This is a genomic window from Vibrio sinaloensis (assembly GCF_023195835.1).
GTDB lineage: Bacteria > Pseudomonadota > Gammaproteobacteria > Enterobacterales > Vibrionaceae > Vibrio > Vibrio sinaloensis_C.
In genome coordinates, this window is sequence record NZ_CP096199.1 from 974,360 (window position 1) to 1,000,040 (window position 25,681).

Consider the following 25,681-nt stretch of genomic DNA (forward strand, 5'->3'; position numbering starts at 1 on the left):
GAGAATCGTCAAAAACGCAGGGTTAGGCCAATATTGGCAGAAAACTGGTTCATCCAATCGGTTTTAAATTTCACAATGCACGAGTCTTGGCCGTTGGTCGGTAAGTTGCAGACACCACTGGTATCGTTATCCACCACGGTACCTAACCAGCGCAGTTGCGAGTTGACGGCGAGCGCATCGTTGATTTGATACTCGAAGCCACCAAAAACACTGGCCGAAAATCCGAGCTCATTGCCTACCCAGTTGGCATCGATGTATGAGCCGCCAACTCCAATCCCCAAGTAAGAAGAGAACGTGTCTTGCACTGGATAGTAAACACTGCTTTGAAAGTGCAGGTAATGCAGCTTAACACCCGAATTTAGCTGTTCAATGTCGGTACTTAGTCCGGCGTAAAACAGACCCACTCGTCCAGTGTCAAATTGACTCTCGATCGAAACGGCAAAGGTTTGTGAGCCTTTTAAGTCAAACTCATTTTGGTTTTGGTCCTCGACACTTCCGCCAACGCTGTAACCGAACCAAGGTGTCAGATAAAGCTCGGTGCCGGCTGCTGGGTGAATAGTAGGCAATGTGATCGCCAGTGATAATAGAGTTATCCTCTTCATTTTGTGTACTCCAGCTGTGCGTATATGACTAATTGTGATGCTAACGCCATAATTTCGCACGAAAAAAGGCTATATCTTGAAGAAGCTTCACGCTGATGTTATTACTTTGTTACACATTAAGGAGATCATTTATGAATAACGATCTTAAGCTCGCTCTGGTTATTACTGCGACCGCCTTTGCCGTACTGCTTGGATTCGCGATCACCGCGGTCACTGCGGCCTAGGGACTGGCATGAAGAACTGCGGTGTTATTAGCAACGCTGCTGTACATCTCGATACTGAACGTCTTAAAAAGTACACTGGCGGAAAAAATGCCCTGGTCGCTCAAGGTGGTGGCCAGCGGGGGATTTTTACCGCAGGCGTACTCGATGCATTTCTTCTCTCTAATTTCGACCCTTTTCACTCTTTCTACGGCACCTCAGCTGGTGCACTCAACTTATGCGCCTTTTTGTGTCGTCAACGGGGTATCGGCCGATCCTTTATTCTCGATTTGACGACTGACCCCGAGTTCTTTCAGCTTTTCCGTTATATCAGACGTAAGCAGTTCCTCGGCTTAGATTGGGCTCTGGATAAGATCAGCGACTACCCATATCGCCTTGATATTGATATGGGCAGAAAGATGTTAGCCGGACGTCAGGCTTTTGCTGCGGTTACTGATACCACCCGGCTGCACGATCACTATTTGCCGATGTTAGGCCAAGATTGGAAACAAGTGTTGGTGGCGACCTGTGCCATCCCCCGCTTGTATGCCGAGCCTGTACGCTTTTCGCATGGCGAGTATGTTGATGGTGGTGTCTCTGCTTCTATCCCGGTACAAGAAGCGTGGCGACGTGAAGCGCGCTGTATTGTTGTCATCCGTACCGAAGGGCATGATTTGGCAACAGGAACCGTCGAGGTTAATCAAGAGCCTCCAGTGACCTGGCTTAGAGATTCATTCAATGTAATTCAGGAGCAGTGGCAAGAAAAAATTGGCCAATGGAAGCAGGACTGGGGCGCGTTTTTTAACTATCAGATGCAACGGGCTATTCAACAGAAAAATCAAGACGGAAAAGCAGAGTCACTCAACGGGGGGCGTTGGCTTTTCGGTGCTGACGAGATCTACCGTCTTAGTCATTTGCTTGGTGACAAATTTGACTCGACTTTAGCCGATATGCTGATGGTGCATTATCAAACCTATTCCTTGACCCAAGACTTTCTCAACTCCCCGCCAGATGATTGCTACATTATTCAGATTCGTCCTGAACAGGCACTTAAATCGAGCTCGCTCATGAGTGATACGGCCGATTTACTTCACGACTATCAGTTGGGCTTAGACGCTGGGTATCGCTTTGTCGAAGTGTTCTCGCAGTGTGCGTCGCCACCGGTGTCGATGACAAACGATTGTTACACCAATCTGGATACCTAGGTGAACAGATACTTATTTAGGTTGATATCAGCCAGTAAAAAAGGGAGCGACCGCTCCCTTTTGACCTAGTGAAGGCTGTGTTTAGGCGGCCAATATACGCATACAGTTGGTTGAACCCACCACATCCATCACATCGCCTTGGGTAATGATCACTAAGTCTCCATCATCAAGAAGGCCTCGCTGTTTAAGCGTGGCAACCGCCGCTTGCGCTGTCGCGAGCCCCGTATCCGATTTGTCGTGGAAAAAGACCGGAAACACGCCGCGGTACAGCGCGGAAAGATTAAGAGTGCTTTCGTTACGCGACAGAGCAAAAATAGGTAATCCTGAGCTAAGACGTGACATCATCAACGCGGTACGTCCCGACTCAGTGAGAGTCACTATACCTTTTACGCCACGCATGTGATTGGCGGCAAACATCGTCGACATTGCAATGGTTTCCTCGCCACTTTCAAACACCGAATCCATTCGATAACCAGAGCGATTTATCGCTGCCATTTTTTCCGCCCCTAGACATACCTCTGCCATTGAACGAACGGTTTCGAGCGGGTATTTACCGGCGGCGGTTTCTCCTGACAGCATCACTGCGTCGGTGCCATCGAGAACTGCATTTGCCACATCCATCACCTCAGCACGGGTGGGCATCGGGTTTTCCATCATCGACTCCATCATTTGAGTCGCGGTGATCACAGTGCGGTTGAGCGAACGGGCACGGCGTATCAGCTGTTTCTGTACACCAATCAACTCAGGGTCGCCGATTTCGACCCCAAGATCGCCGCGGGCCACCATGACAGCATCGGAAGCAAGAATGATATCATCGATGTTTTCGGGAGTGGCGACGGTTTCAGCACGTTCTACCTTGGCCACCAGCCGAGCTTGCAAGCCTGCATCGGTGGCGAGGCGACGCGCGTATTTCATGTCCTCGCCATTACGTGGGAAAGAGACCGCCAAGTAGTCGACCTTGATTTCGGCGGCAAGGTTGATGTCGAGCTTATCTTTTTCGGTCAACGCCGCTGCGGAAAGACCGCCCCCTTTTTTATTGATGCCTTTATTGTTCGATAGCACGCCACCGATGATCACTTTTGTTCTTACTTGAGTGCCGTTGACACCAATCACTTGAAGTTGGACCCGCCCATCATCGAGCAGCAAAACATCGCCGGTTGAAACATCGTCGGGCAGGGCTTTATAGTCAAGCCCGACGGCATCTTTATCCCCGTGTCCAGCAGGCAGAGCACTATCTAAGGTAAACACATCGCCGATATTGAGCTGTACTTTACCTTCTTTAAAGGTCGATACGCGAATTTTAGGCCCTTGCAGATCGCCCAAAATCGCCACATGGGTACCGAGCTTAGCGGCAATATTGCGTACGCGGGTGGCGCGCTGGCGATGATCGTCGGCGGTACCGTGAGAAAAGTTCATTCGTACCACGTTTACGCCAGCTTCGAGAATAGATTCAAGTACACCGGGTTTGTCGGTTGAAGGTCCAAGTGTTGAAACAATTTTTGTTCTTCGTTGAATGGCAGTCATTCGGTTCTCCTTGATATGAATCTATGCCGTATCAGTGACGGTCGAGGTACACTGAATTGTCCAGCGAGTGCAATCGGTCGGTTAGATTAAGTATATACCCGTGTCAGCCGCTCGCTTTTAAATTAGTTAGACGGTCTGGCGAAGCGTGATTTGGGACATAATTATTTACGCAAAAAAATACTATGTGATTTGTGATTAAGAGTCCGCTATTTGATTCGGAACACAAACAAACATGTTTATACGTGACACTTGTCACGGCGATTCATCAAAGCTCTTCACAATTACTTCGCAAAGTAAAAAAATTACCATGTTGTTGATATTCGGAGCACTCTATGTACATGGCTCAACCTGGCCATATTGATCACATCAAGCAGGTCAATGCTGGCCGTGTATATAAACTCATTGATCAAAAAGGTCCTATTTCTCGAATAGATCTCTCGAAGCAGAGTGAGCTTGCGCCTGCGAGTATCACTAAAATTACTCGTGAGCTTATTGAGGCGCATCTGATTCATGAAACGACAGTGCAAGAGGCGACCAGTCGTGGCCGACCTGCGGTTGGATTGCAGGTCAATAACGAAGGTTGGCAGTTTCTTTCCATGCGCCTTGGGCGCGGCTACCTGACCATCGCACTGCATGAGCTCGGTGGTGATGTACTGATCGATACCAAAATCGACATTCATGAAGTGGACCAAGACGACGTACTTGCGCGTTTGCTGCATGAAATTGACGAGTTTTTTCAAACTTACTCTGATCAACTTGATCGTGTCACCAGTATCGCGATTACCTTGCCTGGCCTCGTCAATTCTGAGCAAGGGGTGGTGCTGCAAATGCCGCACTACAATGTCGAGAATTTACCCCTCGGACCTGAAATTTACAAAGCCACAGGCTTGCCTGTTTTCATCGCCAATGACACCCGTGCTTGGGCATTGGCTGAAAAACTGTTTGGTCACTCACAAGAGAACGAAAACTCTGTTCTGATCTCGATTCACCACGGTTTGGGAGCAGGCATTGTGCTTGATGGCCGTGTGTTGCAAGGGCGACACGGGAACATTGGCGAATTGGGCCATATCCAAATCGATCCGAACGGAAAACGTTGTCACTGTGGTAATCGAGGCTGCCTAGAAACGGTGGCCAGCTCACAAGCGATCCGCAATGAAGTCAGTGAACGTATTGCACAAGGTGAGGAGTCTTCTCTGGCCGCAATCGAAGAGGTATCGGTTGAAGATATCTGTGAAGCCGCCGCCAACGGTGATCCGCTTGCTGTGGATGTGATAGAAAAGCTCGGTCGCTACTTAGGCTCAGCCATCGCCATCGTAATCAATCTGTTCAACCCAGAGAAAGTGCTCATCGGCGGGGTGATCAATCAGGCCAAAGAGGTCTTATATCCTGCGATTCAAACTTGTATCGAAGAACAGAGCTTACCTGTGTATCACCAAGATTTAGATCTGGTTGAATCTCGTTTCTACAAACAGGCGACAATGCCAGGTGCAGCCTTGATTAAGCAAGCTCTGTATGATGGCCTGTTGCTGATGAAGGTTATCGAAGGATAATGTTTTCTGAGTAGTAGCTCTCCTTTATCTTTGTAATAAACCCATATAATCTTACTTGATATATGGGTTTATTTTTTATCTTAGTCTCGCAATAGACTATTTTTGTTATATCTACACCGGTTGAGAAATAGTATGTCTGGAGTTTTAAATACCGTCGACCAACGAACAAACCTTGTGGGCGAAAACCGCCTAGAGTTGTTGTTATTCAGTCTAAACAGCAGGCAACTATTCGCGATTAACGTGTTTAAAGTGCGTGAAGTGATTAAAGTCCCACCGCTGACCAAAATGCCGGGTTCGCATCACCACATCACCGGTGTCGCCTCATTACGCGGTGTGTCTGTCCCAGTGATCGACTTAAGAGCAGCGATTGGCTTTCCTCCATCACGGCTTGAAAATCAAGAAGAGAATCTCATCATCACTGAGTATAACCGGACTATACAGGGCTTCTTGGTGGGACAAGTGCGTAACATCGTGAATACTGCATGGACAGAAATCCAGCCGCCGCCTAAAACGGCCGGACGCTCTAACTACCTCACTGCGATCACACAAATTAAAGACGGTAAGCAAAAAGAGATTGTCGAAATTATCGACGTTGAAAAAGTGCTGGCACAAATTATCGACTACGACATCTCCATTTCTGAAGGGGTACTTGATCAGAACCTGGTGAATGAAATGGTTGGTCGCAATGTTCTGATTGTCGATGACTCGTCGACCGCGCGTGCGCAAGTACGCGGTACGCTCTCCCAGCTTGGGTTGAATATCATTGAATGTGAAGATGGTCTTGAGGCACTCAAGTTACTTAAGTCGTGGTGTGACGAAGGCAAAAATGTGGTGGAAGATCTGTTACTGATGATTACTGATGCTGAAATGCCGGAAATGGACGGCTATAAGCTGACCCATGAAGTGCGCAGTGATCCGAGGATGAAAGATCTGTTTGTGACCCTCAATACCTCGCTCAGTGGCAGTTTTAACGAAGCCATGGTAAAAAAAGTTGGTTGTGACCGATTTATTTCCAAGTTTCAACCAGATTTGTTAGTCGAGGTGGCACAAGATAGGTTAAGAGACGTGTTAAGTTAACCGACCCTAAAGAGAGCCTCGGCTCTCTTTTTCGTTAATGGAAATCTCTCGACTTGCTTGTCAGTCCGTGCAGCTTATCGCTGATGTCGATAAGTCTTCCGGCAATCACGTGCTGTACCTCGCCTTCTTTTTCTAATATCCCTTTGACTTGCAAGATCTTGGCAGTGAGATACGCCTCTTTTTGCGCGCGCGCTGTCGCTTTCCAAACCACAACGTTAATGTTGCCAGTATCATCTTCGAGAGTAAAAAAGGTCACTCCGGCTGCAGTTCCCGGTGATTGTTTGCCTGTGACAACGCCTGTTACTGTCACCAGCGCTTTATCACCAAGTTTGGCTAAATCTCGCAAACGGGTAAATCGACCTAACTCACCTGCTTCATCGAGTAGTGTGATGGGATGTTTTGCCAGTGAAAGACCGGTTGACGCGTAGTCTTCGAGTAGGGTCTGGCTTTCGCTTGGTGGGCGTAGCGGTGGTTGTGGTCTCTCTTCGAGTTGTTGAAAGAGTGGCAAGTCTGAGAGGGAGTCCATCATCGCCCAGCGAGTTTGGTAACGATTGTCGCTAAAGCTATGCATAGCATTCGCCGAAGCCAACAGTTCAATATCTCGGCGTGTTAAGCCGCAGTGCTTGAGTTGATTGATATGTTGAAACGGCCCTCCTTGACGGGCTCGTAACAGTTGCTGCGCGCTTTGCTCGCTTAACCCTTTTACTTGCCGAAGGCCAAGTCGAATCGCCCATCGACCTTGTTCAATCACCACGTGATGATGGTAATCTGACGCGTTGACGCAAATAGGTAGGATAGAGACCTTATGGCGCTGAGCATCCTGAATTAATTGTGATGCACTGTAAAACCCCATCGGCAGGCTATTCAGTAGCGAGGTATAGAAGATATGCGGATAGTAAAACTTCAACCACGCTGAGCAATAGGCAAGCACTGCAAAGGAGGCCGAATGACTTTCGGGAAACCCATACTCACCAAAACCGAGAATTTGCTCAAAAATACGTTCGGCAAAGTCCAACTGATAGCCGCGACTGAGCATACCGTCGATGAGTTTGGTTTTGAACTTAACCAGATCGCCGTTCTTTTTCCATGCGGCCATTGCTCGGCGCAATTGATCGGCTTCACCGCCGCTAAAGCCAGCAGCGACCATCGCGATTTTGATCACTTGCTCTTGAAAAATCGGAACGCCTAGGGTGCGCGCCAACACACCTTTCACTTCTTCTGAAGGGTAATCGACCTCTTCCTCACCGTTACGCCGTTTGAGATAAGGGTGGACCATATCCCCTTGAATCGGACCTGGGCGAACAATGGCAATTTGCACTACTAAGTCATAGTAGGTTTTGGGCTTGAGTCTCGGTAGCATGCTCATCTGAGCGCGCGACTCAATCTGAAACACACCCACGGTATCGGCCTGTTGAATCATGCGATAAACCCGCGGATCATCTTGTAGACGCGTAATGTCGGCAATAGTGAGTGTGCGCTGGTGGTGCTGCTCGATTAAGTCGAAGCATTTGCGAATCGCCGTGAGCATACCCAGCGCTAACACATCGACTTTGAGTAGTTTGAGCGACTCTAAGTCATCTTTGTCCCATTGGATCACAGTTCGCTCAGCCATCGCTGCGTTCTCGATTGGCACCAGCTCATAGAGTGGCCCTGCGGCAATGACAAAGCCCCCGACATGCTGAGATAGGTGACGAGGGAAGCCGATCAGCTCATCGACTAAATGTATAAATTGCTCGCCTTTCAGTGAATTTGGCTCAAGGCCAAGTTGCACGATTTGCGACTGCCAACCTTGGGTGCGATCTCGACGGTTAACGTTTTTAATAAAATAGTCGAGTTGACTCTCTTCTATGCCGAGGGCCTTACCAACATCGCGTACTGCGCTTTTAAAACGATACGAAATGACGGTGGCGGCCAGCGCTGCTCTCTCACGGCCATATTTTTGGTAGATATATTGAATGACCTCTTCTCGGCGCTCATGTTCAAAGTCGACATCAATATCGGGCGGCTCATCCCGCTCTTTGCTAATAAAGCGCTCAAACAGCACTGAAATTTGCCTAGGGTCAACAGAAGTAATTTCTAGGCAGTAGCACACCACAGAGTTGGCGGCGGAGCCTCGGCCCTGATAGAGAATACCTTGCTGTTTAGCAAACATCACTATGTCGTGAATAGTTAAAAAATAAAATGGGTAATTGAGCTCTTCAATTAACGCCAGCTCTTTATCTATGGTGGCTTGAATCTCTTCAGGTACACCTTGTTTAAACCGAGTTCGTTTGCCATGTTCTACCAGCGCTTTGAGGTAACTGATCGGGGTATGACCGTCAGGCACAAGCTCACTTGGGTACTCATATCGCAGCTCACTCAAATCAAATCGACAGCGTTTGGCGATGTTCACGCTCTCTTGCAGCCATTCAGGCTTGAACAGCTTGGCCAGTTTCTCTTGGCTACGCAGGCAGCGTTCGCCATTGGTCAGCCTTTTATCAGCGAGTGCATCAACCGTACAACCATGCTTGATGGCGCTTAAGGTGTGTTGAAGAGGCAGACGAGTGGCGGTGTGCATTAAGACGCCACCACAGGCAGTAATGGGTAGATCCAACTCGCGAGCTAAACCTTGGCAATGAGTGATATAGGCGTGGTCATCAGCCGCCAAATGACGCTGTAATCCCAGCCATAAACGATAGTTGTGATGCTGCGCTAGCCATTGTCCCCACTGCTTATCACTGCCACTATGGTTGGGCAACCAGAGCAGCAAGCAATGTTTAATCGACATTAAATCCCACTCAGACAACTGGTAATCGCCTTTATCACAACGACGGCGCGCATTGGTAATAATGCGACACAGCTCGGCATAAGCAGCGCGATTCGGACACAGCAGTACCACTTGGCACTCTTGGTTAAGCCAAAACATGCTGCCGATGATCAGTTCGATATTAAGTTGGTGCTGTTTGATGGTGCTGTAGGCTCGGACCACACCTGCAACGGAGCATTCATCGGTGATTGCCAGTGCCTGATAACGCAAAAAGTCGGCCTGTAAGATCAGCTCTTGAGCATGCGAAGCGCCAGTCAAAAATGAAAAATTACTCTGGCAGAACAGTTCTGCGTAAGCCATCCATCTCTCCTTATTAACTGAACAAGCCGTGCACAAACCAATGCTGGTTTTGGTTGCGAAATACCCATAACCAGCGCCCATGCTCGCTGCGTGCAATGAAGTAATCGCGGGTGATATCGTCACCATCCCACCACCCGCTGACAATTCGCTCTGGCCCTAGAATTAATTTGACCTGTTCGGTCAACGGCTGTGGCTCGGTGAGGAGAAAATTAGGCCGTAGCCGCTTTGTGGCTGAAGGGGCAGATATGCGTTGAGTGGGGTCGGATAGCAAAGTGGCTCTTTCTGGTCGCGGATCAGAATGGGAAGCCACTTTACACACTTGCTCTTTACCCAGTTTGGCTTGCAGTAAGCCTATCAGCTCAAGCTCACTTTGTGCCCCTTGCTGGCGATTAAATAAATCGGCACTGGTCGACTCGAGCTCACCACTGCGTATTAAACGCAGCGTTAACCCTTGAACCGGCGCATCAAGTTGCAGCGATTCCATCGTTAACTGACACAAAGTCATCCAGCGCGTTGCTAGGTAGTCGCCACTGGCGGAGTAGAAACGCAAAGAGGCCTTGGGATGATCGCGCTGCTCCAGTATCAATTCCAGCTCGTAGGCCACTTGATTACGCAGGGTAAGAAACACCTCCAATTGATTTAATAAAGTCCCCAGTGGTTTTTGAAGCCATTGAATATTTTCGATATCAAACAGCAACTCTCGGTAGCGCTCAAAGCGTTCGGGTGGGTGGTAGAAGTCGATGGGATGTTTAAATTGACCCATTAACCGCCCAGCATAGTTAACCAGTTCAATATCAAAACGGCGTGCAAGTTCTGGCATCGGCATCGCTAAAAGATCGCTTAATGTTTGGATTCCAACCCGCTGCAGTTTATCGATCAACTTGTGATTCAATTCGGTCGCTTGGAGTGGGAAGCCGCCGAGCTGCTTCATGATTTGCTCTTTATCTAGCGTGATCTGGTCGGTTGCTGACTTAGCCAGCAGCATCGCCGAAAGTGGAGAGAAGCCGCTGGCATAATGGTAGTTGAGCCCAAGAGACTGAAGATGGGACGACACCTTTTGCCAATAGGGAAGCAGACCGCCGTAGAGCGATAGCATATTGGTCACCTTAAGCAGTACCCCCTGAGGAGGGAATAAGCTGATATCAGAGGTGACCATGTATAACCACTGAGCGATATTGAGCAACGTTTGCTGCTCTGCCTCGGCATCATAGGGGTGAACCTGTAAGTTATGACACAGTGCACTGGCGCTGCCTAACCCCATGCCGACTTGGATGCCTTGCTGCTGTGCTGATGGATTACATTGCACAATGGTAAACCTGTGGTTGTCGACAATCGCGATCGGTAAGTGGTGCTGATCGGTAAAAAGGGCGTCGAGCTGCAAGGTGGCAAAGTGCAGATAGATCCAACTGTGCATAACTAACCTTGTTGACGCAGAGGAAAGGGGATGACAACAGGGTCTTCTTGTGGTCTTAAGGTCAAACTTGGCCATTGTGAGCGCCAGTCGAGCACGAAGCTGCCTTGTGGCCAACCCCCTTTACGTTTGGTAATGGTCACTTCAATGCCTAACGCGTGCGGTAGCAAGGTCATACTTAAGCTAACAGGCAGCGAAAATAGGCTTTTGTTTGCGGTTTTGAATAAGAAATGTAAGCAGTGACCATGTTCGCTGGCGACTTGTAGTCGTCGAGCTTGGTGCACTTCAAGTTCGGGATGCCACAGCAGTACGTTGCTACATGCTCCCGAGCGTAAACATTGTTCTGCTGCCCATAGTGCTTCTTTATCGCTTTTCGGATAGATAATCAGTAGTTGGTTGCAATCCAATCCTTCATTGATGAATTGTTCAGCACAGAGATGACCAGGCGGTTGAATAAAGACCGATAAACGCCGTTGACTGGTGTTTTTTAGATGCGGCAGCAGTAAGCGCAGTTCACCAATACCTGTTGCACCTTGCAGTTCCACCACACCATGAGTGGGAAAACCACCCGATAGTTTTTGATCGAGAAGATCGTAACCAGTAGGGTGATAATCCTGTTGCTTAGGTGCCTGATTTCCAGACCAAAGCCATTGTTTTTGCTTAAGATTTTCTATTAATTCATACATAACAAAACACCTGTATATATGTACAGTATAATTAATTATCTATGATCAGCAAGAGAAGAAAGGATCGAGCGGATACAAAAACGCCTTGTGTTGAGCAAAAGCCAACACAAGGCGCTGTTATTTCTAAAAAAGCGTTAGCGACTATTTTTTCGGTTGTGCATCAATACACTGACCATTAACCGCTTTACCTTCCGGTGCCATCAAGTAGAGATACAGTGGCATGATTTGCTGTGGCGTTTTAAGTAAATCAGTATCTTCGGCAGGATACGCTTTAGCACGCATTGCGGTACGAGTGGCGCCTGGGTTAATCGCATTCACGCGAATCGTGGTGTCGCTGAGCTCATCTGCCAGGACTTGCATCATCCCCTCAGTGGCAAATTTAGACATCGCGTAGGTGCCCCAAAAAGCACGACCACTATGACCGACAGTCGACGAGGTAAAGATGATTCGAGCATCGTCCGACTTATGCAATAACGGTAGCAGTGCTTGAGTCATCAGAAACTGCGCTTTAACGTTTACCTGCATAATATCGTCGTAAGTATCTTCACCGATTTGATCAAATGGGCTGATCACACCGAGTAAGCTCGCATTGTGTAGCACGCCGTCTAAACGACCAAATTGGCCTTCAATAGTATCAGCCATATCAAGGTAATTTTGTTTAGTGGCGCCTTTCATATCGAGCGGAATGATCGCAGGTTGCGGGTAACCCGCCGCTTCAATTTCATCATAAGTCTGTTCCAGTTTTTTCACTGTGCGGCCAAGGAGAATGACCGTCGCACCATGCTCGGCGTAAGAGAGCGCCGCCTGCTTGCCGATGCCTGCTCCTGCACCTGTGACGAGAATGACTTTACCTTTTAGGGCATCTGAAGAAACAGCATATTCCACGATGTGTATCCTTTTGTAATGATCTGCTTTATGAATCCATAAGTTGGTGGTTACAATACACTAATTCGCACATGAGAGGATAATCACATTGGAATTTTTATTAGACTATGGGCTGTTTTTAGCCAAGATTGTGACTGTCGTAGTCGCGATTATCGCGATTTTAGTGATAGCGAAAGCAGTAGGCAGCAAGAGTGGTGCGGCGAAAGGTGAACTAGAAATCACCAACCTGACTGAACAACACAAGCAGACAGTAGAGCAGCTAGAACACCACCTGCACGACAGTGCGTTTATGAAAGCGCGCGACAAAGCTGAGAAAAAACTCGAAAAAGAGAAAAACAAAACTCGCGAAAAAGAGATTAAGCAAGCGGCGAAACAGGGCGATTTAGAAAGCAAACGCGAGCCGCACCTTTTTGTGCTCGACTTTAAGGGTAGCATTGATGCGAAAGAAGTCGCGTCGCTACGCGAAGAAGTGACCGCGATTCTTGCGGTTGCCCGAGAAGGGGACGAAGTGCTACTGCGCTTGGAGTCTGGCGGCGGCATGGTACACGGTTATGGCTTGGCATCGTCGCAACTCGACCGTATTAAAGCCGCAGGCCTGACCTTGACGATTGCCGTCGATAAAGTAGCGGCCAGCGGTGGCTATATGATGGCCTGCATTGCCGACAAAATTGTCTCGGCGCCGTTCGCGATTGTCGGCTCAATTGGTGTGATTGCCCAACTGCCTAACTTTAATAAGGTACTGAAAAAGTATGATATTGAATATGAGCAACTCACGGCAGGGGAGTACAAACGTACTCTGACTATGTTTGGCGAAAACACCGACAAAGCACGTGAAAAGTTCAAGCAAGAACTAGAAGAGACGCACGGCTTGTTCAAAGACTTTATCCGCGAGCGTCGACCAGCATTGGATCTTGATAAAGTTGCCACGGGTGAGCACTGGTTTGGTACTACCGCTCACGAGCTAGGTTTGGTCGACGAGATCAAAACTTCAGACGATATCGTAGTGGCAGCGTGCAAAGACAAAACCGTGCTGGCGATCCACTATGTTGAGAAGAAGAAACTGACATCAAAGCTGGCAGGCCTAGCGGGCGAAGCCGCCGATAATGTGCTGATGAAGTTGATTGATCGAGGCCAACGGCCGATTGTCTAATCAATAATAAAAAACGCTCATCCTTTGATGAGCGTTTTTTTAGATTGAGTGCTACGTAAACCGTTCAGTCAAGTAATCAATGAAAACACGAACCCGCTTCACTCTTTGGCTATTTTGCGTGAAGTAGAGGTATAGGCCGGGATAGGTGGTCCACTTGTCTTCAAGCACGGGTAACAGCTGTCCACTTTTAAACTCAGTGTTAAGCGCGGGAGCGACCAGTCTGCCAATACCTAATCCTTCTTTGGCGGCATCAATCATCAAATCAGTGTCATTGACGACCAGAGCGTAGGGGATTTCGACACGAACTTGTTGGCCATTCTCAGTTAGGTTAAGTTGAGCATACTTATTTGATGTGATGAACCGATACTGGATCAGCTTATGTCTGCTTAAGTCTTGCAGTGATTGCGGAGTACCGAATTTCTGTAAGTAGTCAGGCGAAGCAAATAGCGCTTCTTTCATCGGTTCAGTGAGTTTCTTGGCGACCATACCTTGTTCGAGAATGTTGCCAAAACGAATGCCTAAATCAATACCTTCTTTGACAATGTCGAGTGTCGCGTCGGAGATGGAGAGTTCCAATTCTATTTGTGGATATTGACGGCAAAAGTCGGCAAATATGGCTTTCAGATAGGTGTTGTAGACGAATTTGGGCACCGTGATACGGAGGTGACCACTTGGCTCCTCGGTAAGCTCCTGAACACTTTCAACGGCGTAGGTGAGCGACTCCATTGCGGCCTGAGTTCGTTCATGGAGCTGACGCCCAGCATCAGTGAGCTCTATTTTTCGTGTTGTACGATTGAACAGGGTGAGACCAATATTCTCTTCGAGCAGTTTCAAGGACTGGCTAACTGACGGAGCCGCCATCTCTAATTTCCTCGCCGCACCGCGAATACTTCCCTCTAGCACTATCGCTTGGAACACTTGTAGTTGGTTATAGGTAGTGCCCTTCATAGGGTTAAACTCAATTGTTAGGTTTTGCCTAATTAAAAAATAAAATTTACCACTCTACAAGCAATTAATAAGTCGGAGTAAAGTGACTTTATCCAATACAAGTAGTGCTTAATCTTCTTAGGAGCGAATTATGAGCAAAATTGTCGTCATTTCTGGTCACCCAAATTTAGAGGCATCTTATACCAATAAAGTGATTTTAGATCAGCTTGAACAGCAGCTTGAAAGCGTGGATGTTCGCCGCTTGGATACGCTATACCCCGACTATCAAATCGATGTCGAAGTAGAACAAAAAGCGCTACTTGAAGCACAAGTGGTGATCTTTCAGTTTCCGTTTTACTGGTATTCAGTACCCGCGCTGCTGAAAAAATGGATTGATGATGTATTTAGCTTCAACTTTGCTTACGGCCCTGAGGGTGACAAGCTAAAGGGGAAAGACTTTATCATCTCAACGACTATCGGTGGTCCGGCGGAATCTTACAATCCTTTGGGTTATAACCACTTTACGGTCGAGCAAATGCTGCACCCGCTTCAGCAGCTGGCATATCTAGCGGGTATGAACTATCACCAGCCCGTTTACACCAATGGAATGGTTTATATTCCCGGTGTTTACAACACACAACAAGGGGTCGAAGAGAAAGCTCGCGATCATGCAAAGCGTATCTCGCAGCAGGTGGCGCGTCTGTTGGAATCGCCAGAAGCGAAAATCACCGCCTTGGTTAAAACTTGGTTTGAGCAGATGGACAAGCTTGAAGGAGACTGCGGTGCTTTCCACCCGATGTTGCGCAATGATGTGGTTATTACGGTACCGGAAGGTGAGTTTAACGGGATTGCTGGATTTAACGATTGGTACAAGATGCTGAGAGAGACGTTCAAACCGAACAGCGCGCATCGACTAGAGCAAGTGGTAGTGAACCCGAAAGCCGATGAATACTATGCAGAGATTCGCGTTAGGCTGACTGCTGAAACCACTCAAGGTGAGCACATCAATGTTCTGGTGAATGAAGAATGGAAAGTCGATTTAGCCAGTGGCGAACCACGCATTGTTACCTACAAAGTGGAACCTGTGGTGTCATAATGACCAATAACAACCCCGCTAGAGCTAGCGGGGTTGTTAATATTACGGTCAGGCTCTACTGTGCTTTTGGCTTCGCGTTGGTCGGCTTGCGATTTGATGGGCGGCGAGGCTTGTTTGTGCTATTGCCTGATCGACCTTTGGCTTTACCTTCTCCGCGCTGAGCGTTGTCACCTTTTGACTTGTTGTGACCAAAGTGACGCTTATTCTTTCCTGCAGGTTTGTTACCGCGCGCATTGTCGCCGGAGCGCTGTCCATCGGCATGATCGGTTTTTGGCTTCTTAGGCTTCTTTGGTTTTTTCGGCTTGATTGGTCGGGTATCTAGCTTCGACTCTGGTAGCGCATTGACAGGTTTAAAGCCTTCCAACTCGAATCGAGGCAGAACTTTTTGGATTAATCGCTCAATACCAAACAGCTCGCTCGCTTCATCGGCTTCAACCAAAGAATACGCTTTACCCACTTCACCCGCACGGCCAGTACGACCAATACGGTGTACATAGTCTTCTGCAACGTGCGGAAGCTCAAAATTGACCACTTGCGGTAACTGTGGAATATCGATACCACGCGCGGCGATATCGGTCGCGACTAACACGCGCACATCGCCGGATTTAAAATCGGCGAGAGCACGAGTTCGAGCGCCTTGGCTCTTGTTACCATGAATAGGTGCGGCGGTAATGCCTTCTTTATTGAGGAACAGAGCGAGACGGTTGGCGCCATGTTTGGTTCGACAAAAAACCAGTACCTGTTTCCAATCGCCATCTTGTATGAGCTTGACCAGCATTGGTGCTTTTTTACGCTTATCCGCTGGGTAGATGCTCTGTTCAATAGTGACGGCAGTGGAGTTTTCTGGGTTTACCGACACCTCTACCGGATCGTTCACTAAGCCTTTGGCTAAGTGGCGAATTTCAGCAGAGAAGGTGGCAGAGAACAGCAAGTTCTGACGTTGCTTCGGCAATAACTCGAGGATCTTGCGGATATCACGAATGAAGCCCATATCCAGCATGCGATCGGCTTCATCAAGAACCAACACTTCTAGCTGGTCAAATTTCACCGCATTTTGCTGATAGAGATCGAGTAAACGACCTGGCGTAGCCACCAATACATCGCAGCCTTTACGCAACTTTTGCATTTGTGGGTTAATTTTAACGCCGCCAAATACCACCAGCGAGGTCAGACGTTGGTAACGACTGTACTTGAACACATTCTCTTGAACTTGAGCCGCCAGCTCGCGTGTTGGCGTTAAGATAAGCGCGCGGACATGGTTGCCACGAACGCGTTGGCCGTTATCCAATCGCTCAAGGATTGGTAGGGTAAATCCTGCAGTTTTACCTGTACCTGTCTGCGCGGCCGCCATGACATCTTTACCAGCTAATACCGCTGGTATGGCTTGCTCCTGAATCGGAGAGGGAGTGTCATAGCCTTGTTCTTCAATGGCTTTAAGAATTGGTGCAGAAAGGCCTAAAGAGGTAAAACCCATATTATGTTCTCAAATGGTCAGTCGGATACATCGTGTACAAATCGCTCGAACACGAAAAGGGCGCCATTCTGCGCCCTTTAGCTGCGAACATCAACTGAATTATCGCTAGAGTTGAGAAACGGGCAGCTTGGTTTGCCATCGATGCCAGACCAAAGCGATCACTAAGCCACTCAATGCGCCATACAGATGTGACTCTATGGCAACGGGGGCTGCGATCAGTTGGCTGGTGGAAGCCGAAGCGCCCATTGCTAGCTCCCACGACACTTTAGCGATGACCCCAGCCACCAGCCAGGCGCTGCTTTTTCGTCCTTGTAAGGTCTCTTGCAGTGCTAAATAAGCAAATAGCCCATGCAGGGCGCCGGATAAGCCAACGTAGCTTGTCATACTGGAAAGGAAGTTTAAGGCGCCGACACACAGGCTCACTATCAGTAGTAGCAACAATAGTGATGTGGCACTGGGCTTAAAAATAAAACTGATCACCCATAACCCGGCGAGATTCATCGCCAAGTGGGGAAAGTTGGTGTGGGTGAAATTTCCTGTTAGGATTCGCCACCACTGGCCGTCAATAATGAGCAAACGATGCCAGTTGACTTGTGACGCCAGTGGCTCGAATTGGAGCCCGATACAAACTAAGCTGATAGCGATTAACAAAGCAAATAAACGCACATTATGTCCCGATACTGTTCTCAATGTGGAAAATCACGCAAAGCGTGTATCTGTGAGTGGATTCAAAGCCTAACATCGAATGTTGAGCTGGTCATCCTCCAACATCACAGCGAAACCCAACGCCCGATGGGGACGGCGCGTATTCTGACTTTATCATTGGCCAACAGCTGTTGTTTTGTCGGTGAGGACTTTAGTCAACATTCGCAGCTCAATCGCATGCTGAGCAACGACAACTATCGCCACTTTATTCTCTATCCGGGAGAAGAGGCACTGACACATCAGCAGGTTATCTCCGCTAGCCAAGACAAAAAAGTACGCGTCATTCTGCTCGATGGAACATGGAAGAAGGCGTATAAGATGTGGCAGTTGTCGACCAATCTACACACGTTACCCTTAGTGCGTTTGCCCAGTGATTTGCGCGGCAACTATCGCATTCGCAAAGCGCCCAGTGACAATAGCTTGGCGACCGTGGAAGCGGGCTACCACATCTTATCTTTACTCGAGCCCAACCGAGATTTCTCACCATTGCTTGAGGCGTTCAATCAGATGATCGAGTTTCAGATCAAGCAAATGCCGCCCGGAGTGTTTGAAAACAACTATCAAGGCTGAAGAAAAAGCGTCTACACTTTAGGTTGTCTGTGGGCTTAGACTCTGTATAATTTTGCGCAATCGTTTAGCTCGCTCACGGGCGCGCTGCGATGCTTCGTATAATCCCGTTGATAAGGTGCGGGAGTCTCTACCTGAAACCGATAATTTCAGATTACGAAGAGTAAAGTGCACAGCGCTTTTCTCTTTGTATGCCGGAAACTTTTCAGAGAAAAGTGCTTGTCGAACCAACCCTATAAATGGAGACGCAAGCGTGAATCAAACCACCTTTATCAAGCACCTACCCAAAGTTGAATTGCATCTGCACATCGAAGGCACCCTAGAGCCTGAAATGATGTTTCAATTGGCGCAGCGAAATAACATTGCTTTGCCCTATAGTACGCCTGAACAAGTTAAGCAGGCTTACCAGTTTGAAAACTTACAGTCATTTCTCGATATTTACTACCAAGGCGCCAATGTGCTGGTTCATGAGCAAGATTTTTACGATTTAACCTGGGCGTATCTGCGTCGATGTGCACAGGATAACGTCATCCATACGGAAATCTTTTTTGATCCTCAAACTCATACTGAGCGAGGCGTCGCATTTGACACTGTGATTCACGGTATTCACCGCGCCTTACAAGATGGCCGTGAGCAGCTTGGTATCTCTAGTCAAATCATCCTGTGCTTTTTGCGCCACTTAGATGAAGAGAGCGCCTTTGCAACCTTAGAGCAAGCGTTGGAGCACAAAGACAAAATCATCGGGGTTGGACTCGACTCTTCCGAGCTCGGTCATCCGCCACAAAAGTTTGCCAGGGTTTTTGCTCGTGCGCTGGAAGAGGGTTTTTTGACCGTCGCTCATGCAGGAGAAGAGGGGCCGGTCAGTAATATTTATGACAGCTTAGAGCTACTGAAAGTGAGCCGTGTCGACCACGGTGTGCGCTGCGTTGATGACCCAGCGCTGGTTGAGCAGTTAGCCAAAAGTCAGATGTCGTTAACGGTGTGCCCACTGTCGAATATTAAACTGAAGGTATTTGCTTCGATGCAGGAGCACAACATTGTTGAACTACTACGTCGCGGAGTCTGTGTGACGATCAACTCTGATGATCCTGCCTACTTTGGTGGTTACATGAGCGACAACTTTAATGCGGTGGCTGAGCACCTGAGTGTGACTGAACAAGAATTGGCGCAATTTACTCGCAACGCGATTAACGCCAGTTTTGTCAGTGATAGCGATAAGAGCCGCTTGCACAGTCAATTGCAGAGCTTTGTTGCGGGTGACAACGGATTTGTCTAGCATGGCTAGATAACTGCCCATTTTTGAACCGCGCAAAACGATGACAAGGAAGGTCATCTTATTCCACAGTTGCTAAGGAGCTCTATGCAGCCTCACATTGATCAAACCATTCCACTTTCAGAGTTGATGCTCTCCTTGACCACCGCGCTGGATATGACGGAAGGCCAGCCGCCAGAACATTGTATTCGCTGTTGCTGGATTGGGATGAATCTCGGTCAGCACATCGGCCTGAGTAAAGCGTCACTGTATGATCTGTTTTTTACTCTGTTGCTCAAAGATGCCGGTTGCAGCAGTAATGCCGCACGTATTTGTGAACTGTACATGACCGACGATCGGGCATTTAAGCGCAACTACAAAACCGTGGGCACCAGCTTGTCGAGTGCGATTAACTTTGTGGTCAAGAATACCGGTATCGGGCAAAGCTGGGTGACTCGTATTTCAACCACAATCGATATCCTAAAGAATGGCTCAGACTATGCCCAAGAGCTGATTGAAACCCGATGTACTCGCGGTGCAGAAGTGGCTCGTGAGCTCAGGTTTAGTGAAGCCGTGGCCGAGGGAGTGCACAGTTTAGATGAGCACTGGGATGGCACAGGGCGCCCTGAGCAACTGAAACAGCAGCAAATTCCACTGTTTTCGCGCATTGCGCTGCTCTCACAAGTAGTGGATGTGTTTCAGTTTGAGCATGACCTAGCCACAGCGTTGAGTGAAGTCCAAGCGCGCAGTGGTACTTGGTTTGAACCCGAGTTGGTGGACGCATTCCAAGTTATTGCTGAGCAGCCAAGTTTTGTTGAAGGGCTCACGGCAACGGATGTGGCACAGCGCGTGATGCGCCTTGCACCAGCGCAAGCAGGGGTGATGGTTGATGAAGAGTACCTTGACTGCATCGTCAGTGCGTTTGGCAAAATAGTTGACTCAAAAAGCCCGTATACCGCAGGGCACAGCGAGCGCGTCGCGGTGTATACTGACCTAATCGCGCAAGAGCTGGGTATCGAGCATCAAGAGAGGCAATGGTTAAAACGTGCTGCACTATTGCATGACTTAGGTAAGCTTGGGGTGAGCAATACCATATTGGATAAACCAGGTAAGCTCGATGACGAGGAGTGGGAGGCGGTGAAATCGCACGCTGCATTGACTGAGCAGATCCTCAACCATTTAAAACCATTCAAAGAGATGGCTTGGATGGCAGGTGCGCATCATGAAAAGCTCGACGGCACCGGTTATCCGAAACAGTTAAGTGCGGATCAGATTCCACTCTCAACACGAATTATTACCACCGCGGATATTTTTGATGCGATTACCGCTGAACGCCCTTATCGCGGTGCCGTGCCAGTCCCTAAGACGCTAGAGATCATGGCAGAGAACTTACATACCGCGATCGACGAGCGCTGCTTTGACGCGCTGAAAAAAGCCATCACTAAGCTGCCCAGTCACTATTTTGCTGAGCAGGCTGAGGGTTAATGTGATGAAAACAGCTGCTGGTGAAGGCGCTGGGCATGGCCGTCGGTCATTGAGGATATATAATCGGCGATCACGCGATATCCGGCGCTCTCATCGGTGCGATCCAACCATTTTTGCCTTACGTTGATTGGCAATAATCTCTCTGGATCTGCACTGAGTGCTTCAAAGATGTCCATAATGATCTGTTGGCCTTTGTACTCGACCACTTGCACGTGCGGCACCTGAATGACGTAGTCACTGACAAAGTGCTTCAAAATATCTAAGGCTTTGGCCATGCTTGGCTCGAGCACAGCATTGAACGCGAGCAATTCACACTCGAATGGCGCATCGACGGGTTTAATCGAAATACTGGTGAGTAGCGCGTTGACCATGCCGCCAATCGCGTCTTTGCGTTGATAATGGGTCCCCGCAAACAGCATCTCACTGATGGAATCGATATGCTTCTCAAACCAAGCATCACCGCAGTCGGCCAACAGGCTCGCCGCACCTTCAATCCATTGGTGTTTATTAACCATACCGAGCACCAGTGCATCTTCTAAGTCATGAACGCCGTAGGCGATATCATCGGCCAGTTCCATAATCGAGCAGTCAATAGACTTATAGCGGGTTTTGTTGTGCTGGTGGTCGCTTAGTCGTTCTTCACGCATTTGACTAAACAGCGCTTTATCGGCGGCAGAGAGCGGCGCTAACACCCAGTCGAAGAGCGCTTCATCGCAGTCATACAATCCTTTAGCGGGCGCCCAATCGCGGGCACGCAGTTGGCGTTGATGGGAGACACTCTCAGGAATAACCGCGGCTCGAGTTTGGCTAAGCAGAGCTGGGTATTTTATCAAACCAAGCAGAGTGCGCCGCGCCAAGTTCATGCCGAACTGCTCGGTGTAGGGCTCGAGCTTAGTGACAATACGAAAGGTTTGTGCGTTGCCTTCAAAGCCGCCATGCTCGCGCATCATATAGTTGAGGGCCACTTCCCCACCATGACCATAGGGTGGGTGGCCGATATCATGGGCCAGACACAATGAGTCGATCAAACTATCGCTAGGTAGTAGCTGTTTAAACTCAGGCTGTTTCTTTTTTATCTGCGCCACAATCCCTGTGCCCAATTGAGCGGCCTCGAGCGAGTGGGTGAGCCGGGTGCGATGAAAGTCGTCAAAGCTGTTGCCATGCACTTGGGTTTTGGCCTGCAAACGACGGAAAGCAGCAGAGTGCAAAATACGTGCTCGGTCTCGCTGATAGGGGCTGCGGTGATCATCGCGACGAATCTTATGCTCATCATCGTGGCGTTGGTGCCATAAATCACTGATTTCAAAACTCATAGCTCATATCCTACTGAAGTTATGGTCGGCCAAAGTGGTTCGGTGGTTAGCTAATCTCATCAAGCGAGAGTTCAAAGCTTGGAGCAAAGGTATTTAGGAAGTAATCCATCTCTTCGGTGCGGCGCTGATTGAGCGTGACATCAAGGCGTTTCTTTGCCAATGCGTATTCGTGATTGCCGGCACTAAGCTCTTCGAGACATTTCAGATAGGCGCAGATAGTGTCGGCCTGTTTAACGATGGCCGCGTCTTCTGGGTGCGCAGATTGAGACACCAAGTAGGGGGCAAAATCGTCGCGAAACTCTTCAGGTAACATCGACAGCAGCTTTTGCTCTGCCGCCGCTTCTATCTTTTTGTATTCTTTAGCGATATCCGGATTGTAGTATTTAACAGGCGTGGGTAAGTCACCAGTTAATACTTCGCTGGTATCGTGGTACATACCTAAAATGGCAATTCGTTCAGGGTTAAGGTTGCCGGCAAACTTTTTGTTTTTGATCACGGCCAGCGCGTGGGCAACAAAAGCAACCTGCAGGCTATGTTCGGAAATGTTCTCTGTGGAAATAGAACGCATTAAAGGCCAACGCTGGATGAGTTTCATGCGAGCAAGGTGAGCGAAAAAGTGGCTTTCCTTTGGGTGGGTATTAGGCATGCTGTTACTCCTTAGCGTTAAAACAAAAGGGTACTCAACGAGTACCCTTTAAGCATATGAAAAATAGCGTCTAATTACTACTGACTGTAGGTCGATAAGAAACGCTCAAAGCGACCAATCGCCATTTCAAGATCTTCGACGTGTGGCAGAGTCACAATACGGAAGTGATCCGGTTTTGGCCAGTTAAAGCCAGTCCCTTGGACTAACAGCACCTTCTCTTGAATCAAGAAATCGAGCACCATTTTTTGGTCATCTTTGATGTTGTACATCTTGGTGTCAATTTTAGGGAACAAATACATGGCGCCCTTCGGTTTAACGCAAGATACCCCTGGGATTTGGTTGATTAACTCAAACGCGCGGTCGCGCTGCTCAAGCAGGCGACCACCAGGTAGAATCAACTCGTTGATACTTTGATAGCCACCCAATGCGGTTTGAATGGCATGCTGCATAGGCACATTGGCACACAGGCGCATTGATGACAGCATGTCGAGGCCATTGATATAGCCTTGCGCTTGATGTTTCGGCCCTGTTAGGAACATCCACCCGCCGCGAAAACCACACACGCGGTACGCTTTAGATAAGCCATTGAAAGTGACGACTAGCACATCTTCGGTCAAGGTGGCGACAGAGGTATGTGTCGCACCGTCATAAAGTACTTTGTCGTAAATTTCGTCGGCAAAGATAATCAGCTTGTGCTGACGGGCAATTTCGATCACTTCGAGTAAGAAGTCGCGACTGTACACCGCTCCGGTTGGGTTGTTAGGGTTGATCAGCACAATGCCGCGAGTTTTCGGGGTAATTTTGCTTTTTATATCGTCAAGATCAGGATACCAGTCCGCTTGCTCATCACATAGGTAGTGAACGGCTTTACCCCCAGATAGTGCCACCGAGGCTGTCCACAAAGGGTAGTCGGGCGCTGGCACTAGCATTTCATCACCGTTGTTGAGCAGCGCTTGCATCGCCATCACGATCAGCTCAGACGCACCATTACCCACATAAACGTCTTCAACATCGAGTGAGCGAATGCCTTTGCGTTGATAGTGTTGTACTACCGCCTTGCGTGCAGAATAAATACCTTTGGAGTCGCAGTAACCTTGAGAAGTTGGCAGATTACGAATCACATCGACCAGAATTTCGTCAGGGGCGTCGAAACCAAATGGGGCGGGGTTACCGATGTTTAATTTCAGTATTTTATGCCCCTCTTCTTCCATGCGCTTAGCATGTTTAAGTACAGGCCCCCTAATGTCATAGCAGACATTGTCGAGTTTTGACGACATCCCGATATTTTGCATTGAATAAAACCTAAATATATTTACATTTATTTATTAAAGTAACTTAAAAACAGCTTCTTTAGAATAAAAATCTGAATGATTGCTCAGAATTCCCTCTTTGTAGCACGCCCTTTATCACAGGAATCATTAAAACATTGCTTACATCCTTGATTTGAGTAAGGTCTATAAATAGAGTAGCGAGGTAAAATTATTAATAATTCCAATGCACACGAGGCTGATTTGTCTTATTTTCATCAAGCCGTTTCTCAACTGATTGAACGCGTTAAGCAAGCACAGCAAGGTGTGAACCGTTTAGTTCAAGATATTGAGAATAAACCCGATTTTGCCTTTATCGACTGGCTCGATGCGCAGCCGATATTCCCTAAGTTTTACTGGCAGTCTCGTGATACTCGTGAAGAGGTGGTGGCGTTAGGCCAACTCCATACCTTTGTTGACCCAGCACCAGCCTATGCCATATTAGCCGATGATCAACGCGTCTGGGGCGGCCGTTCGTTTGATGGTCAAACTGACAAAAATCGTCGTTGCATGTCGTCTTTCTTCTTTCTCCCGCAGATTGAGTTAATCCGTTTTGACCAAGCTTGGTCGTTGGCGGTCAATCTTAATAACGACAAGCAACGTACTTTGGCGTCTCTGTACAAACTCCAAAGTGACGTAACGCCGCTGCGGCCGATTACTTCGCATATTGAGTCGATTGAACATCTCCCTGGGCAAGATCAGTGGTCACAGTTGGTTGACCAAGTGCTCGATGGGATTAAGCAACAGCAGTTTAAAAAAGTCGTGCTGGCAAGAAAGACAACTCTGCACTTAGATAAGCCGTTGTGTGCCGCCCAATTGCTTAAATCCAGTTATCTGCAAAACCACCACAGCTTTCATTTTCTGCTTGCACTCGACAAGCAACACTGTTTTATCGGCTCTACCCCAGAGAGGCTCTACGCGCGTCAGGGACAAGAGCTTCATACTGAAGCGCTGGCTGGCACCATAGGCCGTGGTCATAACGCGAGCCAAGATATGGAGCTGGCAAACTGGCTTGCCAGTGACAGCAAAAACCTCAATGAAAACCAATATGTGGTCGACGATATCGTGGATCGCCTTGCCCCTCACTCTGAACAAGTGACGGTTGAGCAAGACGCCAGATTGGTGCGACTACGTAAAGTTCAGCATCTTAAACGCAGTATTCATGCGCATTTGCACAAGGGGACCAACGGTGTGCAACTATTGGCCGCATTGCAGCCAACGGCCGCCGTCGCCGGACTGCCTCGCCGTGAGTCTATGGCATTTATTCAGCAGCATGAACCTTTTGCTCGAGGCTGGTACGCAGGCTCTATGGGCTTTATTAGTCACCAGCGTGCGGAGTTTTGTGTGGCGATACGCAGTGCCTTGGTATTGAACAATCAAGTGCAACTGTTCGCCGGTGCCGGGATAGTCCCTGGCTCGATTGCCCAACATGAGTGGCAAGAGCTGGATAAGAAGATGTCGACCTTACTGTCGCTGATTTCTGACCACCCCCCGCTTGGAGTCGCCTCATAAA

Annotated in this window: 22 protein-coding genes and 1 riboswitch; of the genes, 10 read left to right on the forward strand and 12 right to left on the reverse strand. The window is 48.4% G+C overall.

Annotation, left to right across the window (positions count from 1 at the left end; all coding sequences use genetic code 11):
* Positions 1-8 precede the first annotated feature (8 nt).
* Entirely contained in the window at positions 9-602 is a 594-nt protein-coding gene (locus MTO69_RS04675) for a porin family protein (RefSeq protein WP_248331556.1), read from the reverse strand.
* 131 nt (positions 603-733) lie between these two features.
* On the opposite strand from MTO69_RS04675, the gene MTO69_RS04680 reads away from it, so the two are divergent.
* Together MTO69_RS04680 and MTO69_RS04685 are read left to right on the forward strand one after the other, a co-directional pair.
* Positions 734-826 (forward strand): YnhF family membrane protein, encoded by a 93-nt coding sequence (locus MTO69_RS04680; protein WP_248331558.1) that lies wholly within the window; start codon positions 734-736, stop codon positions 824-826.
* 8 nt (positions 827-834) lie between these two features.
* A complete protein-coding gene (locus MTO69_RS04685) occupies positions 835-2,007 on the forward strand; it encodes a patatin-like phospholipase family protein (RefSeq protein ID WP_248331560.1) in 1,173 nt (390 codons plus the stop codon).
* Positions 2,008-2,088: 81 nt separating this feature from the next.
* On the opposite strand, the gene pyk is transcribed toward MTO69_RS04685, so the two are convergent.
* Positions 2,089-3,531, reverse strand: coding sequence for a pyruvate kinase (gene pyk, locus MTO69_RS04690; protein ID WP_248331562.1), 1,443 nt, complete (start codon positions 3,529-3,531; stop codon positions 2,089-2,091).
* A 332-nt stretch (positions 3,532-3,863) separates the two neighbouring features.
* Here pyk and mlc point away from each other — a divergent pair, with 332 nt between their 5' ends.
* Together mlc and MTO69_RS04700 are read left to right on the forward strand one after the other, a co-directional pair.
* Positions 3,864-5,081 carry a sugar metabolism global transcriptional regulator Mlc gene (gene mlc, locus MTO69_RS04695; RefSeq protein ID WP_248331564.1) on the forward strand — a complete coding sequence of 406 codons (1,218 nt, stop codon included), beginning with the start codon at positions 3,864-3,866 and terminating at the stop codon, positions 5,079-5,081.
* A gap of 132 nt (positions 5,082-5,213) precedes the next feature.
* Positions 5,214-6,158, forward strand: a complete 945-nt coding sequence (locus MTO69_RS04700; protein WP_248331566.1) for a chemotaxis protein CheV — start codon at positions 5,214-5,216, stop codon at positions 6,156-6,158.
* Positions 6,159-6,192: 34 nt separating this feature from the next.
* On the opposite strand, the gene MTO69_RS04705 is transcribed toward MTO69_RS04700, so the two are convergent.
* From MTO69_RS04705 to MTO69_RS04720, 4 genes are all read right to left on the reverse strand, one after another.
* The gene (locus MTO69_RS04705) at positions 6,193-9,264 is read right to left on the reverse strand and encodes an error-prone DNA polymerase (RefSeq protein WP_248331568.1); all 3,072 of its coding nucleotides are present in this window, start codon (positions 9,262-9,264) and stop codon (positions 6,193-6,195) included.
* A 13-nt stretch (positions 9,265-9,277) separates the two neighbouring features.
* Positions 9,278-10,678: a Y-family DNA polymerase gene (locus MTO69_RS04710; protein ID WP_248331570.1), complete on the reverse strand. Its 1,401-nt coding sequence runs from the start codon at positions 10,676-10,678 to the stop codon at positions 9,278-9,280.
* Positions 10,679-10,680: 2 nt separating this feature from the next.
* Positions 10,681-11,361: a translesion DNA synthesis-associated protein ImuA gene (gene imuA / locus MTO69_RS04715; protein ID WP_248331572.1), complete on the reverse strand. Its 681-nt coding sequence runs from the start codon at positions 11,359-11,361 to the stop codon at positions 10,681-10,683.
* A 141-nt stretch (positions 11,362-11,502) separates the two neighbouring features.
* A complete protein-coding gene (locus MTO69_RS04720; RefSeq protein WP_248331574.1) occupies positions 11,503-12,246 on the reverse strand; it encodes a YciK family oxidoreductase in 744 nt (247 codons plus the stop codon).
* 88 nt (positions 12,247-12,334) lie between these two features.
* Between MTO69_RS04720 and sohB the strand changes: the two genes are divergently transcribed.
* Positions 12,335-13,396 carry a protease SohB gene (sohB, locus tag MTO69_RS04725; RefSeq protein ID WP_248331575.1) on the forward strand — a complete coding sequence of 354 codons (1,062 nt, stop codon included), beginning with the start codon at positions 12,335-12,337 and terminating at the stop codon, positions 13,394-13,396.
* Positions 13,397-13,447: 51 nt separating this feature from the next.
* Here the strand turns inward: sohB and MTO69_RS04730 are convergent, their stop codons facing one another.
* The gene (locus MTO69_RS04730) at positions 13,448-14,344 is read right to left on the reverse strand and encodes a LysR family transcriptional regulator (RefSeq protein WP_248331577.1); all 897 of its coding nucleotides are present in this window, start codon (positions 14,342-14,344) and stop codon (positions 13,448-13,450) included.
* Positions 14,345-14,474: 130 nt separating this feature from the next.
* On the opposite strand from MTO69_RS04730, the gene MTO69_RS04735 reads away from it, so the two are divergent.
* Positions 14,475-15,419: an NAD(P)H-dependent oxidoreductase gene (locus tag MTO69_RS04735; protein WP_248331579.1), complete on the forward strand. Its 945-nt coding sequence runs from the start codon at positions 14,475-14,477 to the stop codon at positions 15,417-15,419.
* 55 nt (positions 15,420-15,474) lie between these two features.
* Here the strand turns inward: MTO69_RS04735 and MTO69_RS04740 are convergent, their stop codons facing one another.
* A complete protein-coding gene (locus MTO69_RS04740) occupies positions 15,475-16,893 on the reverse strand; it encodes a DEAD/DEAH box helicase (RefSeq protein WP_248331581.1) in 1,419 nt (472 codons plus the stop codon).
* A 105-nt stretch (positions 16,894-16,998) separates the two neighbouring features.
* Entirely contained in the window at positions 16,999-17,559 is a 561-nt protein-coding gene (rrtA, locus tag MTO69_RS04745; RefSeq protein ID WP_248331583.1) for a rhombosortase, read from the reverse strand.
* 3 nt (positions 17,560-17,562) lie between these two features.
* Here rrtA and MTO69_RS04750 point away from each other — a divergent pair, with 3 nt between their 5' ends.
* The 3 genes from MTO69_RS04750 to MTO69_RS04760 all read left to right on the forward strand — a co-directional run bounded on the left by MTO69_RS04750 (position 17,563) and on the right by MTO69_RS04760 (position 20,902).
* Positions 17,563-18,168 (forward strand): tRNA-uridine aminocarboxypropyltransferase, encoded by a 606-nt coding sequence (locus MTO69_RS04750; RefSeq protein ID WP_248331585.1) that lies wholly within the window; start codon positions 17,563-17,565, stop codon positions 18,166-18,168.
* Between the two features lie 74 nt (positions 18,169-18,242).
* Positions 18,243-18,342, forward strand: a riboswitch (purine riboswitch).
* 76 nt (positions 18,343-18,418) lie between these two features.
* Positions 18,419-19,441, forward strand: coding sequence for an adenosine deaminase (locus tag MTO69_RS04755; RefSeq protein ID WP_248331587.1), 1,023 nt, complete (start codon positions 18,419-18,421; stop codon positions 19,439-19,441).
* A gap of 84 nt (positions 19,442-19,525) precedes the next feature.
* The gene (locus MTO69_RS04760) at positions 19,526-20,902 is read left to right on the forward strand and encodes an HD-GYP domain-containing protein (protein WP_248331589.1); all 1,377 of its coding nucleotides are present in this window, start codon (positions 19,526-19,528) and stop codon (positions 20,900-20,902) included.
* On the opposite strand, the gene MTO69_RS04765 is transcribed toward MTO69_RS04760, so the two are convergent.
* From MTO69_RS04765 to MTO69_RS04775, 3 genes are all read right to left on the reverse strand, one after another.
* Positions 20,899-22,215 (reverse strand): anti-phage deoxyguanosine triphosphatase, encoded by a 1,317-nt coding sequence (locus tag MTO69_RS04765; RefSeq protein WP_248331591.1) that lies wholly within the window; start codon positions 22,213-22,215, stop codon positions 20,899-20,901. The genes MTO69_RS04760 and MTO69_RS04765 overlap by 4 nt on opposite strands.
* A 46-nt stretch (positions 22,216-22,261) precedes the next feature.
* Entirely contained in the window at positions 22,262-22,861 is a 600-nt protein-coding gene (yfbR, locus tag MTO69_RS04770; protein ID WP_248331593.1) for a 5'-deoxynucleotidase, read from the reverse strand.
* A gap of 77 nt (positions 22,862-22,938) precedes the next feature.
* Positions 22,939-24,153, reverse strand: a complete 1,215-nt coding sequence (locus MTO69_RS04775) for a pyridoxal phosphate-dependent aminotransferase (protein WP_248331595.1) — start codon at positions 24,151-24,153, stop codon at positions 22,939-22,941.
* A 219-nt stretch (positions 24,154-24,372) separates the two neighbouring features.
* On the opposite strand from MTO69_RS04775, the gene MTO69_RS04780 reads away from it, so the two are divergent.
* The gene (locus tag MTO69_RS04780) at positions 24,373-25,680 is read left to right on the forward strand and encodes an isochorismate synthase (RefSeq protein WP_248331597.1); all 1,308 of its coding nucleotides are present in this window, start codon (positions 24,373-24,375) and stop codon (positions 25,678-25,680) included.
* Position 25,681 lies beyond the last annotated feature (1 nt).

Coding starts and splice junctions, on each gene's coding strand:
- MTO69_RS04760 (WP_248331589.1), top strand. CDS start 19,526: ATGCAGCCTCACATTGATCAAACCATTCCACTTTCAGAGTTGATGCTC.
- MTO69_RS04675 (WP_248331556.1), bottom strand. CDS start 602: ATGAAGAGGATAACTCTATTATCACTGGCGATCACATTGCCTACTATT.
- MTO69_RS04730 (WP_248331577.1), bottom strand. CDS start 14,344: ATGAAGGGCACTACCTATAACCAACTACAAGTGTTCCAAGCGATAGTG.
- MTO69_RS04705 (WP_248331568.1), bottom strand. CDS start 9,264: ATGGCTTACGCAGAACTGTTCTGCCAGAGTAATTTTTCATTTTTGACT.
- yfbR (WP_248331593.1), bottom strand. CDS start 22,861: ATGCCTAATACCCACCCAAAGGAAAGCCACTTTTTCGCTCACCTTGCT.
- MTO69_RS04765 (WP_248331591.1), bottom strand. CDS start 22,215: ATGAGTTTTGAAATCAGTGATTTATGGCACCAACGCCACGATGATGAG.
- mlc (WP_248331564.1), top strand. CDS start 3,864: ATGTACATGGCTCAACCTGGCCATATTGATCACATCAAGCAGGTCAAT.
- MTO69_RS04685 (WP_248331560.1), top strand. CDS start 835: ATGAAGAACTGCGGTGTTATTAGCAACGCTGCTGTACATCTCGATACT.
- MTO69_RS04740 (WP_248331581.1), bottom strand. CDS start 16,893: ATGGGTTTTACCTCTTTAGGCCTTTCTGCACCAATTCTTAAAGCCATT.
- MTO69_RS04700 (WP_248331566.1), top strand. CDS start 5,214: ATGTCTGGAGTTTTAAATACCGTCGACCAACGAACAAACCTTGTGGGC.
- imuA (WP_248331572.1), bottom strand. CDS start 11,361: ATGTATGAATTAATAGAAAATCTTAAGCAAAAACAATGGCTTTGGTCT.
- MTO69_RS04680 (WP_248331558.1), top strand. CDS start 734: ATGAATAACGATCTTAAGCTCGCTCTGGTTATTACTGCGACCGCCTTT.
- pyk (WP_248331562.1), bottom strand. CDS start 3,531: ATGACTGCCATTCAACGAAGAACAAAAATTGTTTCAACACTTGGACCT.
- MTO69_RS04710 (WP_248331570.1), bottom strand. CDS start 10,678: ATGCACAGTTGGATCTATCTGCACTTTGCCACCTTGCAGCTCGACGCC.
- MTO69_RS04750 (WP_248331585.1), top strand. CDS start 17,563: ATGTCCCGATACTGTTCTCAATGTGGAAAATCACGCAAAGCGTGTATC.
- MTO69_RS04735 (WP_248331579.1), top strand. CDS start 14,475: ATGAGCAAAATTGTCGTCATTTCTGGTCACCCAAATTTAGAGGCATCT.
- MTO69_RS04775 (WP_248331595.1), bottom strand. CDS start 24,153: ATGCAAAATATCGGGATGTCGTCAAAACTCGACAATGTCTGCTATGAC.